We start from the raw sequence: 12199 nt of genomic DNA on the forward strand, positions 1-12199 counted from the left end.
TTTCTTTTTCCAGATGCGCCTTCACGGGCGCACCTCCCGCACTCTCTCTGTGGGGAGTCTTTAGGTCAGGTCACCCATGTCTGATTTAAGTCTTCAACTGCAGCAGGCCGCAAGCCAACTACCAGTTTCGAGCTACTTTGATGATGCGCTGTTCCAGCGCGAGCTGGAGACCATCTTCCAGCGCGGGCCCCGCTATGTGGGGCATCAATTGGCTGTGCCCAACGCGGGCGACTACTACGCACTGCCCCAGGAGGGCGAGGGCCGCGCGCTGGTGCGCAACGCCCAGGGCGGTATCGAGCTGGTCTCCAACGTCTGCCGCCACCGGCAGGCGGTCATGCTCAAGGGCAAAGGGTCGCTGAACACCCAGCAAAAGGGCAGCGCGGGCGGCAACATCGTGTGCCCACTGCACCGCTGGACGTACAACCCCAAGGGCGAGCTGCTGGGAGCGCCACACTTCGCGCACGACCCGTGCCTGAACCTCAACAACTACAAGCTGCGCGAGTGGAACGGCCTCATCTTTGAAGACAACGGCTATGACGTAGCCGCCGACCTGGCCCAGATGGGACCACGCGCCGACCTGGACTTTGACGGCTACGTGCTCGACCACGTGGAGCTGCACGAGTGCAACTACAACTGGAAGACCTTCATCGAGGTCTATCTGGAGGACTACCACGTGGGCCCCTTCCACCCGGGCCTTGGCAGTTTTGTCACCTGCGACGATCTGCGCTGGGAGTTCGGCAAGAACTATTCGGTGCAGACCGTGGGTGTAGCCAACCGCCTGGGCAAGGCCGGCAGCCCCGTGTACGAACGCTGGCACGAAGCCTTGCTCGCCTACCGCGAGGGCAAGCCGCCCAAGCATGGCGCCATCTGGCTCACGCTGTACCCGCACATCATGGTGGAGTGGTATCCGCATGTGCTCACCGTGTCCACGCTGCACCCCATCAGCCCGACCAAGACGCTGAACATGGTGGAGTTCTACTACCCCGAAGAAATCGCTGCGTTCGAGCGCGAGTTCGTCGAGGCGCAGAAGGCCGCCTACATGGAGACCTGCATCGAGGACGACGAAATCGGCGAGCGCATGGACGCGGGCCGCAAGGCCCTGATGGCACGCGGCGACAACGAGGTGGGCCCCTACCAAAGCCCCATGGAGGATGGCATGCAGCACTTCCACGAGTGGTACCGTGAGGCGATGGGCTCGGACACCATCGACCCGGCCACGCCAAACCGCTGAATACGGCGGCAAAACCCTGCCAATCTGCAGGCCCGCCGTGGTCTGCTCTCATTACAATAGCTGCCAGTGCTTAAAAAATAAGCGCTGGCAGCTATTTTCATTTTTGCGCCCCACGGCGCGCTTCAAGAGATCACAACCCGATGCAAGCCCTCTGGATGGTGTTGGCCGCGTTCCTGTTTGCCAGCATGGGCGTGTGCGTCAAGATCGCCTCGGACTTCTTCAATTCCGCCGAGCTGGTGTGTTACCGGGGCCTCATCGGCATGTTGATTCTCTGGCTGCTGTCACGCTCGCAAAAAGTGACGCTGTCCACCCAGTACCCCGGCATGCACGCCTGGCGCAGCCTCGTGGGGGTGGCGTCGCTGGGCGCCTGGTTCTACGCCATTGCGCACCTGCCGCTGGCGACCGCCATGACGCTCAACTACATGAGCAGCGTGTGGATCGCGGCCTTCCTGGTCGGCGGCACGCTGCTGGCCTGGCGACCCTCCGCCGCCACCCCCCGGCCCGCCCTGCAAGGCCCGCTGGTGCTGACGGTGCTCACCGGGTTCGTGGGCGTGGTGCTGATGCTGCGCCCCAGCCTGGACCAGAACCAGGCGTTCGCCGGGATGATTGGCCTCATGTCCGGCCTGTCGGCCGCCTTTGCCTACATGCAGGTGGTGGCGCTGTCGCGCCTGGGCGAGCCTGAGTCGCGCACCGTCTTCTACTTTGCGGTGGGCTCTGCGGTCGCGGGCGGCGTGGCCATGTTGTTCACCGGCATGTCGGACTGGCCGGGCTGGCAAGCGCTGTGGCTGCTGCCCATCGGCGTGCTGGCGGCGGGCGGCCAGCTGTGCATGACGCGCGCCTACGCCAGCGCCAAGACCCAGCGCGGCACGCTGGTGGTGGCCAATCTGCAGTATTCGGGCATCGTGTTTGCCGCCGTCTACAGCGTGCTGTTGTTTGGCGACAAGATCCCACCCATCGGCTGGATCGGCATGGTCCTCATCGTGGGCAGCGGCATTGTGGCCACCATCTTGCGGGCCCGGGCCGCACCCGGCGCACCGGCCGAAGAACACTGACCGATACAACAACCCATGCGCGCTGGCGAGGACACAGCCCATCGGGATGGCCACAATGGAGGCCTCCCCGTCCTACCGGTTGCTTTGCACCTGATCTGCCGATGACCACTTACACCACGCTCATCTCCGCCCCCGATCTGCAAGCCCTCATCGCCAGCGGTGCGCCGCTGATGGTGTTTGACTGCAGCTTCGAACTCATGCAACCGACCGCCGGCGCGCAGCAATATGCGCAAGCCCATATCCCCGGCGCCGTGTATGCCAACCTGGACAACGACCTGAGCGCCAAGCACGGCGCGCCCGGCGCCACCGGCACTGTGACGGCGCAGGAGGCCGACCAGCCCGCATCGGGCGGCCGCCACCCGCTGCCCAGCCGCGAACGTTTTGCCATGTGGCTGTCCAGCGTGGGTTTTGCCAACAACATGCAGGCCGTGGTCTATGACCGCCAGGGCGCCAACTACTGCGGTCGCCTGTGGTGGATGCTCAAGTGGGCGGGCCATGACGCCGTGGCCGTGCTCGACGGTGGGCTGCAGGCCTGGCAGGCCGCAGGGGGCGCAGTAAACAGCGGCGAAGAGCCCTCGCACTTCCAGTCCCACTTTGCACTGAACGAGCCCTTGCGCCAGCTGGCCACGGCCAGCGATGTCCTGGCCCGCCTGCAGCGCCCCGCAGACCAGACCGTGATCGATGCCCGCGCCGGCGCCCGCTACCGGGGCGAGGTGGAGCCGCTGGACCCGGTGGCCGGCCACATTCCGGGCGCGCTCAACCGACCCTTTGCCGAAAACATCGGTGCCGACGGCCGCTTCAAACCCGCAGCCACGCTGCGCGCAGAGTTCGACGCCCTGCTGGCGGGCCGTGACCCGGCGACCGTGGTGCACCAGTGTGGCAGCGGTGTGAGCGCCGTCCCCAATCTGCTGGCCATGGAGATTGCCGGCCTGGGGCACACCGCGCTGTTCGCGGGCAGCTGGAGCGAATGGTGTTCAGACCCCACGCGCCCGGTCGAAAAGGGTTGAACCACCCCACTTGCGGCGTCTAACGAACGCCGCCGGTTGCAAAAGCGCAAAAAAGATGGTTTTGCAGGCGCTATCAAAACCATGAGCAGAATTCCGGGGTGGGTGTCTGTCAGTGCAGCAGACACTGCCCCCTGAAAAGCCAGCCGGCGCCTGATCTGCGTGTAGGGCAAATTCCTACACAGCCCACCGCGAAACCAGACACGCGGCACAGCCAAACCCCGACTTAATTTCTGATTGGGGCGGTTTCACAATCCATTTCAACGGATCACGCAAAACCTGCAGTCAGCAGACCACGCAAGACCCGGTACTGGAAAAAAGGAAGCCGCCATGACCAACGAACAAATCCTCGCTGAAATCCGCGAAGCCAACCTCACCTACCTGATGCTGGCCCAAACCCTGATCCGTCAGGACAAGGCCGAAGCAGTTTTCCGTCTGGGCATGAACGAAGAGTCTGCCGATATTCTCGCTTCGCTGTCGGCTGCGCAAGTGATGAAACTGGCCTCCCGCAACACGCTACTTTGCAGCTTCCGCGTGGACGACAACCTGGTGTGGAGCTTGCTAACCAACCACTCGGCCAAGAAGGTGGGCAACGACGCCACCAACACCCTGCACGCCAACATCCTGATGGCCAGCCGCGTGTCGGAAGTGCTCTGAAGCACTAGCCCGCAGCGTTGTCCCGTTCTCACCGAAAGCCCGCCATGTCCTCCACCACCACCGCCGCCAAAGCCCCTGTCAAAAGCGTTCTGAACGAATCCAAGCAGATCGAACGCGCAGCCATGCTGATCCAGATGGGCGCCCGCATGCAGGTGCTGGAGTCCGAGACCACGCTGTCGTATGAGCGCCTGATCCGCCTGTACAAGGAGATCGCGGGCAAGTCGCCCTCCAAAGGCCAGCTGCCCTTCTCCACCGACTGGTTCCTGACCTGGCAAGAGAACATCCACAGCTCGCTGTTTTTGAACATCTACGAGTACCTGTCCAAGGGCGTGGACCTGGATTCGGTGGAGCTGCTGACCAAGGCCTACCGCCTGTACAACGAACAAGTCGCCACGGCCGAGATCGAGCCCCTGCTGTCCTTCACCCGCGCCTGGCGCCTGGTGAAATTTGTGGACGCCGGCATGTTGACCCGCACCAAGTGCAGCCAGTGCAGCGGCCAGTTCGTGACCGAGCTGTACGAGAACCGCCATTTCACCTGCGGCCTGTGCAACCCACCTGCCCGTGCAGGCAAGAGCAAGACCGCCGGCGCGCTGATGTTGCATTGACACCTTGGCTTGTTTTTTGAGCCAAAAGCGCCCGATGCGCCAGTGCATATTGCCGCTATAGCTATTGATTAGATAGCAAACAAAAAAGGCCCTATTCGGGGCCTTTTTGCTGTCTGCTGTCTGCCGATGGAATGTGGTGCGAGGGAGAACGCCGAGCCACCCATCAACGCCCCGCAAGCAAGGTGCGCACGTTCTCGTCCACGGGCACCGCATAGTTGTGCGCCGCAATCACATGGTTGCCCACCGGGTTCACCAGCTTAAGGCTGATGTACACCACCGAGGCCGACACCGCGTACGTGCCCACGACCACGGCCTGCGCGTTCTGCGCCTGGCTGACCTCCCGCACCTCGCGCGACAGCAGCAACTCGCCCTGTTCCCGGTGCAGCACCAGGTTGTCGCGCAGCTTCACCTCCGTCACGCGCAGCCCGCGCTGCACCATGCGCCCCGCGATCTGCTCCGAAAAGATGCGCCCCAGCCGCGACGACTCGTTGAGCCGGTCCACATTGACCAGGGTGGCCACCAACAGCGGCTGGCTCGCGTCCAGCGGCGCGTTGAGCAGCAAGGCATCCGTTGCCCGGTCGTTCACCTCGATCAGGTCGGTGCGCGACACGCCACCCGCACTGTTGCCGTAGTAATAGCTGTGGACCGGGTTGGTCGAGCAGCCCTGCAGCGCCAGGGCCGACACCACCACCATGCCCAAGCACCACGCGGACCTGAGCTTGCCGGGATGGAAACGGCGCATCATGGTGCAACCACCCGCCAGGTTTTTACGGGGGTGGGCGGGGGAGGCGGTGGTGGTGGAGGCGGTGGCAACTGCGTCTTGTACAGCGGCGAATCATCGGGTTCGACGTAGTACACATCTGCCGTGCTCGCGAGGTAGCGGTCGCCACTTTCGAGGGATGTCGTGATGAGCACCTCTGTGCGCGTCGGCCCGCCTGCGGCAGATCCGTCGATGGCGTATTGCGTGAGGTCCGTCACCGCGCCAAGGGCGGCAACACCCGCCAGCATGGAGCCAGCGCCCTGGCGGAACAGATACCAGTCTCGCGCCACACCGACGCCCAGCGCCAGACGCGTCCAGGGCATGGGCCCCCAGGTTTGCACGCGAGCATTGTGCTGGACCACCTGGGTCTCAAACGTGAGGGTGACCGCCGTGGGTTGTGTGGACAAAACGACCCCACGATCCAGCAGACGCGTGATCAGCAGCTTGCGAAAGCCGTTGTTGAAACTGGTGTCGCCAGGGCTCGGAGCCAGATAGATGGGGTACTCGCCGGCTGGCCAGGCGCTGATCTTGCCCGCGATGCGGCCCGCCACGTCGTCGGCCAGCACATCCCAGTGGTGCACGGCGCGCGCTTTCTTCTGGTCGGTGGCCGGATAGTTGTCGGCACGCGGAACATCCAGCGACGAGCATCCGCCCAGCAACACCGCCAGTGCTGCCGTCGCGAACACGCGCCCACGGAGGGAGTGTTGAGGATTCATGCGCACACGCCCCTTGTCATGTTGTGATGCCGTCCAATTGCATCGCATCATCCTAATGGCCTCAGCAAAGCACCATCGCGGGAACAAAGCCCGTTTTCCGTCGCACTTTGCCAACGCCGCCGGCGTTGGGATGGCCACCTACAAAGTCCGTACCCGGCCTGCCGCACAATCCGCGCATGACCGCGCCCTCTGCCGCCCCTTCCACGCCCACCGCCCCGTCGACCGCAGCCGTTGACGATGGCAGCCCCGACCAAGCGGTGACCAGCCAGGTCGCAGCAGATGCTAGCCACACTCCAGCCGCCGATGCGCACGCAGCCCCACCCACAGTGCCTGCGCCTCCGGTCTCAGCGCCAGTGCCTCACGCGCCCCTCATGCTCCACATGCCCGTGGACGTGCGCAACCTCTCCCTCGCGTTGCTGGCACTGTTCGCCAGCGTGGCGCTGCTGCACTGGGCCAGTGCGGTGTTCATCCCGATCATGCTGAGCTTGTTGCTGACCATTGCACTGCGGCCAGCGGTGGAGATGATGGCCCGGTGGCATGTGCCGCGGGCGCTGGGGGCGGGCTTGTTGCTGGTGGCCATCGTCGCCGGGCTGGCCAGCACGGCCTGGTCGCTCAGCGACGGGGCGGCCCAACTGGTGGACTCGGTTCCTGTCGCCGCCAAGAAGGTCCGCGACAACCTCAAGGCACGCGCGGGTGGCAGCAGTCCGCTGGACACTGTGCAGAAGGCGGCCACCCAGATCGAGCAGGCCGCCAACGAAAACAGCGCCGCCAGCGCAGCGCCCCGCCGGGGCGTGCAGCGGGTGATCGTGGAGCGTCCGCCCTTCAACATCCGCGACTACCTGTGGAGCGGCACCATGGGCCTGATGTCGGCGCTGGGGCAGCTGATGGTGGTGGTGTTCCTGACCTACTTCGCTCTCGCCTCGGGCAACCTGTTCCGGGACAAGCTGCTGCGCATTGCGGGCACCAGCCTGGAGCGGCGCAAGGTCACCATCCATGTGCTGCAGGACATCACCCAGCAGATACAGCGTTACCTGCTGCTGCAGGTGTTCACCAGCGTGCTGGTCGGCCTGGCCACCGGTGCGGCCTATTGGGCATTGGGGCTGGAAAACGCCGCCGTATGGGGGGTGGTGGCCGCCGTGCTCAACCTCGCGCCGTACATCGGCTCGGCGCTGGTCACGGGGGCCTCGGCCCTGGTGGCTTTCTTGCAGTTTGGCACGCTCGACATGGCCATGGCCATTGGCGGTGCCTCGCTGGTCATCCACACGCTGATCGGCAACCTGCTGACCCCCTGGCTCACCAGCCGCACCAGCAGCATGAGCCCCGTGGCCGTGTTCATCAGCGTGCTGGCCTGGGGCTGGCTGTGGGGCCTGTGGGGACTGCTGCTGGGCATCCCGGTGATGATGGCCGTGAAGGCCGTGTGCGACCGGGTGGAAGACCTGAAGGCCGTGGGCGAGTTGCTGGGCGACTGAGCGACTTGGTCACCGAGGGACGCGGCGTCTGCCACTGACGCCGTCACTGCGGCTCGGGCGGTCCGGATCTCTGCGCCTGTTCCACACGTGGACTCTGGCCTCGCACCAGAGATGCAGCTCCCCGAACTACCGAACACCAGGGCGAAACTGCGCCACCCAACTGTCGTTGACGATTGTTTCCAATACTGGAACAGTTAGTTCACGACTGGGTGGTTTTTCTCTGAACACCATCGGCGTACAGTTCATCTCATCGATGAGCCGAACCCGCAAGGCGACTCACCGAACCCGGTTCAGGAATGGTTTTTGACCCGGCTTTTTTGAGACGCTTTTTTAGCTTTTAAGGATTTTCATCATGAACAAGACCGCCCGTTTCCTCTCCGTTGCTGCTGTTGCAGCTTTCGCCGCTTTTGGCGCCCATGCCGACGAAGCCGATGGCTCGCAATTTGCCCTGAAGTTCGACACCAACCGCACCCGCGCTGAAGTGGCTACCGAAGCTGCCACGGTGGCTCAAACACGCAGCATCGAGCCAGCAGGTTCGCGTGTGGTGACCTACAAGTCCACCGCTGACCGCGCTGCCGTGCGTGCACAGGCTGCCGAAGCCGTGCGCACCGGCCAGATCCCTTCGGGCGAATTCAGCGCCATGTAATCCATGGATTGATTGACACAGTTGCGGGACTTCCCATGGTGGTGGCACTTCGCGCGGTGCGGATGCTGCTGCCATGGGAGGTGTTTTAGACACACAGTTCCACACTGGCCAAACAAACTGGGCTCCCATTGGGAGCCCTTTTTGTTGTGGGTGCCCGCGATAGCAGCACGCTGGAAAGTGCGGGTTCGGACCGCTGTGCCCGCAGATCAGCCCGTATTGCGCAGCCCCGCTGCAATCCCGTTGATGGAGATGTGAATCCCGGTCTGCACCCGCTCGTCGCCCTGCCCTGCGCGCCAGCGGCGCACCAGCTCGACCTGCAAGTGGTGCAGCGGATCGATGTACGGGAAGCGGTGCTTGATGGACCGCGCCAGCGCAGTGTTGTGCGTCAGGCGCTGCTTGTCGCCCGTGATGCGGGTGAGTGCATCGGCCGTGCGGTGCCACTCGGCCTCGATGCTGGTGAACACCTTTTTGCGCAGACGCGCGTCGGTCACGAGTTCGCTGTAGCGTGACGCCAGGGCCAGATCACTCTTGGCCAGCACCATGTCCATGTTGGACAGCAGGGTGCGGAAGAACGGCCACTGGCGGTACATCTTTTGCAGCAGCGCCAGCTGGGCCTTGGGGTCCTTGCCTTCGGTGTTGATGAAGGCTTCCACAGCCGAGCCAAAACCGAACCAGCCGGGCAGCGTGAGGCGGCACTGGCCCCAGCTGAAGCCCCAGGGGATGGCGCGCAGGTCTTCGATCTTCTGGCTGGCCTTGCGGCTGGCAGGGCGCGAGCCGATGTTGAGCTCTGCGATCTCGCGGATGGGCGTGGAGTTGAAGAAGTAGTCGGTAAAGCCCGGGGTCTCGTACACCAGCGCACGGTAGCTGCCCATGCTGCCCAGCGAGAGCTGCGCGGCGGCGTCCAGGAAGGCCTTGGTCGCGGGCTTGGTGGGTTGCAGCAGCGTGGCTTCGAGCGTGGCGGCGACCAGAGTTTCCAGGTTGCGTCGGCCGATCTCGGGGTTGGCGTATTTCGAGGCAATGACCTCGCCCTGCTCCGTCAGACGGATCTGGCCGCGCACGGTGCCAGGGGGCTGCGCCAGGATGGCCTGGTAGCTCGGGCCACCGCCCCGGCCCACGGTGCCGCCCCGGCCATGGAACATGCGCAGCTGAATGCCGTGAGTGGTGGCAAGTTCATCGAAGAGTTCGACGAGGGCGATCTCGGCGCGGTACAGCTCCCAGTTGCTGGTGAAGATGCCGCCGTCTTTGTTGCTGTCGCTGTAGCCCAGCATGATGTCCTGCTCGCCGCCGCTGCGCTGCACCAGCGCGGCCACGCCGGGCAGGCTGTAGAACTCGCGCATGATGGGCGCGGCATTGCGCAGGTCTTCGATGGTTTCGAACAGGGGCACCACGATAAGGTGGTTCTTCGACTCGGCATCCAGCGTGCCGTTCATCAGCCCCACTTCCTTTTGCAGCAGCAGCACTTCGAGCAGGTCGCTCACCGTTTCGGTGTGGCTGATGATGTAGTGGCGGATGGCCTCGTGGCCAAAGCGCTCGCGCATCACACGGGCGGTTTCAAAAATGGCCAGCTCGCCTTGGGCGTGGGCTGAATATTCCGCGCCCACCACGCGCAGCGGACGCGCGTCGTTCAGCAGCTTGATCAGCAGTGCGCGCTTGGCGGCCTCTTGCAGGTTGGCATAGTTGGGCTCGATACGGGCCTTGGCCAGCAGCTCGGCCACCACCTCTTCGTGTTTGTCGGAGCTTTGGCGCAGGTCCACCGTGGCCAGGTGAAAGCCAAACACTTGCACGGCGCGGATCAGCGGGTGCAGTCGCTCGGCAGCCAAGGCCTGGCCATGGTGGGACTGCAATGAGGCCTCGATCACCCGCAGGTCGGCCAGGAACTCCTCGGCACTGGCATAGGCGTTTTGTGGCGCCACGGCATGGCGCGCGGCTTCGCCACCGGTCAGATCCTTGAGCGATGCGGCAAGGCGCGCATAGATGCCAGTCAGCGCACGGCGGTAGGGCTCGTCCACGCGGTGTTCGTTCGTGTCGGGCGAGCGCTGGGCCAGGGCCTCCATCTCGGCCGACACCTGCACCAGGCGGGCCGACAGCGACAGCTCGCCGCCCAGGTAGTGCACCTCGGTCAGGTAGTGGCGCAGGGCCACTTCGGCTTGGCGGCTCAGGGCATATTGCAAGGTCTGCGCGGTGACGTTGGGATTGCCGTCACGGTCGCCACCAATCCACTGGCCCATGCGCAAGAAGCTGTGCACAGGGTACTGGCCCAGCTCGTTTTCCAGGTCCGCATAGATCTTGGGGATCTCCCGCAGAAAGGTGGCTTCGTAATAAGAAAGCGCGTTTTCGATCTCGTCAGCCACCGTGAGCTTGCTGTAGCGCAGCAGGCGCGTCTGCCACAACTGCGCCACGCGGGCCCGCAGCAGGGCTTCGTTGGCAGCCAGCTCGCGCGGGGTGAGCGCGTCCTTGGCACTGTTGTAGAGCTGGGCGCGCACCTGGATGTCGTCGCGCGTGGCCAGCAACTGGGCGATGTCGCGCTCGGCGTCCAGAATGCTCTTGCGCTGCACCTCGGTGGGGTGGGCCGTGAGCACGGGGGCCACGTAGCTGCCCGCCAGCGTCTGCGAAATCGTCTTGGGCGCAATGCCTGCCCAGCGCAGGCGCGAGAGGGCGACCTCGATGCTGCCCTCTTGCGTGTCGCCTGCGCGCTCGTGCACAGCGCGGCGGCGGATGTGGTGGCGGTCTTCGGCCAGGTTGGCCAGGTGGCTGAAATAGGTGAAGGCGCGGATCACGCTCACCGTCTGGTCGCCCGACAGGGACTTGAGCAGCTTCTTGAGCGCGCGGTCGGCCTCCTGGTCGGCGTCGCGGCGGAAGGCCACGGAGAGCTTGCGGACCTGCTCGACCAGCTCATAAGCCTCCACCCCCTCCTGCTCCCGGATCACATCGCCCAGAATACGGCCCAGCAGGCGGATGTCATCAATCAGGGGCTGGTCCTTGTCGGATCGTTTCATGCAGGAGTCTCCGGGATGGGTGGGATGGCCTGGCGCGTTGAGCCCGCATGGCCGCAGGCCGCACCAGCCCCAGTGCGGGCGCATGCTAGCATCATGCGCCGCTGAATAATTACAAACAGGTTACGAACTTGAGCCCCTCGCCAACGCCCCCCATCGTCATCGCCACCCGCGAAAGTCGCCTTGCGCTGTGGCAGGCCGAGCATGTCAAAGCGCTGCTCGAGGCCCGTGGCCACAGCGTGCAACTGCTGGGCATGACCACCAAGGGCGACCAGATTCTGGACAAGTCCCTCAGCAAGGTGGGCGGCAAGGGCCTGTTTGTGAAAGAGCTGGAAGTGGCGCTGGAAGAAGGCCGCGCCCACATTGCCGTGCATTCGCTCAAGGACGTGCCCATGGAGCTGCCCGAGGGCTTTGCCCTGGCCTGCGTGATGGAGCGCGAAGACCCGCGCGATGCCTTTGTCTCCCCCCGCTACGAGAACCTGGACGCCCTGCCGCAGGGTGCCGTGGTGGGTACGTCGAGCCTGCGCCGCCAGGTGCTGCTGCAGGCTCTGCGGCCTGACCTGAAGATCGAGCCCCTGCGCGGCAACCTCGACACCCGCCTGCGCAAGCTGGACGAAGGCCAGTACGACGCCATCGTGCTGGCCGCCGCAGGCCTCAAGCGCCTGGGGCTGGAAGCCCGCATCCGCACCATGTTCGAGCCCAGCGCCATGCTGCCTGCTGCAGGCCAGGGCGCGCTGGGCATCGAGGTGCGCAGCGACCGGCAAGACCTGATCGACGCGCTGGCACCGCTGGCCCACCAGACCACCTGGCTGACCGTGGCCGCCGAGCGCGCCGTGAGCCGCGCCATGGGGGGCAGTTGCTCGATGCCCTTGGCAGCGCACGGCACCTTCACCCAGGGCGTGCTGCAGCTGGACGCCGCCTGGGGCGACCCCCAGGACAAAGCCCCGCTGGTGCGCGCACAGGCCTCTGCCCCGGTCACCACACTGGCGCAAGCGGAAGCACTGGGCGACGCGATCGCGCAGCGCCTGCGTGCTGGGGGTGCGCGCGGCGTCACCCCGGCCTAAGA

11 protein-coding genes are annotated in these 12199 nt (G+C 64.8%); 8 read left to right on the forward strand and 3 right to left on the reverse strand.

Translation table 11 applies throughout. From position 1 onward, the window contains the following. Window positions 1–76 precede the first annotated feature (76 nt). The 5 genes from C8C95_RS03780 (at window position 77) to flhC (ending at window position 4549) form a co-directional block, all read left to right on the forward strand. A complete protein-coding gene (locus C8C95_RS03780; RefSeq protein WP_116747708.1) occupies window positions 77–1231 on the forward strand; it encodes an aromatic ring-hydroxylating dioxygenase subunit alpha in 1155 nt (384 codons plus the stop codon). A gap of 140 nt (window positions 1232–1371) precedes the next feature. Beyond that, entirely contained in the window at window positions 1372–2283 is a 912-nt protein-coding gene (locus C8C95_RS03785; RefSeq protein ID WP_116747709.1) for a DMT family transporter, read from the forward strand. A gap of 101 nt (window positions 2284–2384) precedes the next feature. Further along, window positions 2385–3290 (forward strand): sulfurtransferase, encoded by a 906-nt coding sequence (locus C8C95_RS03790; RefSeq protein ID WP_108498241.1) that lies wholly within the window; start codon window positions 2385–2387, stop codon window positions 3288–3290. Window positions 3291–3617: 327 nt separating this feature from the next. Then, window positions 3618–3944, forward strand: a complete 327-nt coding sequence (flhD, locus tag C8C95_RS03795; protein WP_015015270.1) for a flagellar transcriptional regulator FlhD — start codon at window positions 3618–3620, stop codon at window positions 3942–3944. A 44-nt stretch (window positions 3945–3988) separates the two neighbouring features. Next, entirely contained in the window at window positions 3989–4549 is a 561-nt protein-coding gene (flhC, locus tag C8C95_RS03800; protein WP_056639495.1) for a flagellar transcriptional regulator FlhC, read from the forward strand. A 163-nt stretch (window positions 4550–4712) separates the two neighbouring features. On the opposite strand, the gene C8C95_RS03805 is transcribed toward flhC, so the two are convergent. Further along, window positions 4713–5294, reverse strand: a complete 582-nt coding sequence (locus tag C8C95_RS03805) for a FlgO family outer membrane protein (protein ID WP_056748227.1) — start codon at window positions 5292–5294, stop codon at window positions 4713–4715. Beyond that, window positions 5291–6025: a hypothetical protein gene (locus C8C95_RS03810; RefSeq protein ID WP_043565609.1), complete on the reverse strand. Its 735-nt coding sequence runs from the start codon at window positions 6023–6025 to the stop codon at window positions 5291–5293. The genes C8C95_RS03805 and C8C95_RS03810 overlap by 4 nt, the downstream gene beginning before the upstream one ends. 176 nt (window positions 6026–6201) lie before the next feature. Between C8C95_RS03810 and C8C95_RS03815 the strand changes: the two genes are divergently transcribed. Continuing rightward, complete coding sequence (locus tag C8C95_RS03815) at window positions 6202–7494, forward strand: AI-2E family transporter (protein ID WP_243415624.1); 1293 nt, start codon at window positions 6202–6204, stop codon at window positions 7492–7494. Between the two features lie 352 nt (window positions 7495–7846). Continuing rightward, window positions 7847–8140, forward strand: a complete 294-nt coding sequence (locus tag C8C95_RS03820) for a DUF4148 domain-containing protein (RefSeq protein WP_116747710.1) — start codon at window positions 7847–7849, stop codon at window positions 8138–8140. 206 nt (window positions 8141–8346) lie between these two features. Here C8C95_RS03820 and ppc read toward each other — a convergent pair whose 3' ends face one another. Next, window positions 8347–11136 (reverse strand): phosphoenolpyruvate carboxylase, encoded by a 2790-nt coding sequence (gene ppc, locus C8C95_RS03825; protein ID WP_116747711.1) that lies wholly within the window; start codon window positions 11134–11136, stop codon window positions 8347–8349. A gap of 128 nt (window positions 11137–11264) precedes the next feature. Between ppc and hemC the strand changes: the two genes are divergently transcribed. Further along, window positions 11265–12197 carry a hydroxymethylbilane synthase gene (gene hemC, locus C8C95_RS03830; RefSeq protein WP_116747712.1) on the forward strand — a complete coding sequence of 311 codons (933 nt, stop codon included), beginning with the start codon at window positions 11265–11267 and terminating at the stop codon, window positions 12195–12197. Window positions 12198–12199 lie beyond the last annotated feature (2 nt).

The sequence above is a fragment of the Acidovorax sp. 99 genome, assembly GCF_003096455.1.
GTDB classification, from domain to species: domain Bacteria; phylum Pseudomonadota; class Gammaproteobacteria; order Burkholderiales; family Burkholderiaceae_C; genus Acidovorax; species Acidovorax delafieldii.

Coding starts and splice junctions, on each gene's coding strand:
- C8C95_RS03790 (WP_108498241.1), top strand. CDS start 2,385: ATGACCACTTACACCACGCTCATCTCCGCCCCCGATCTGCAAGCCCTC.
- C8C95_RS03810 (WP_043565609.1), bottom strand. CDS start 6,025: ATGAATCCTCAACACTCCCTCCGTGGGCGCGTGTTCGCGACGGCAGCA.
- C8C95_RS03820 (WP_116747710.1), top strand. CDS start 7,847: ATGAACAAGACCGCCCGTTTCCTCTCCGTTGCTGCTGTTGCAGCTTTC.
- C8C95_RS03780 (WP_116747708.1), top strand. CDS start 77: ATGTCTGATTTAAGTCTTCAACTGCAGCAGGCCGCAAGCCAACTACCA.
- ppc (WP_116747711.1), bottom strand. CDS start 11,136: ATGAAACGATCCGACAAGGACCAGCCCCTGATTGATGACATCCGCCTG.
- flhC (WP_056639495.1), top strand. CDS start 3,989: ATGTCCTCCACCACCACCGCCGCCAAAGCCCCTGTCAAAAGCGTTCTG.
- flhD (WP_015015270.1), top strand. CDS start 3,618: ATGACCAACGAACAAATCCTCGCTGAAATCCGCGAAGCCAACCTCACC.
- C8C95_RS03805 (WP_056748227.1), bottom strand. CDS start 5,294: ATGATGCGCCGTTTCCATCCCGGCAAGCTCAGGTCCGCGTGGTGCTTG.
- C8C95_RS03785 (WP_116747709.1), top strand. CDS start 1,372: ATGCAAGCCCTCTGGATGGTGTTGGCCGCGTTCCTGTTTGCCAGCATG.
- C8C95_RS03815 (WP_243415624.1), top strand. CDS start 6,202: ATGACCGCGCCCTCTGCCGCCCCTTCCACGCCCACCGCCCCGTCGACC.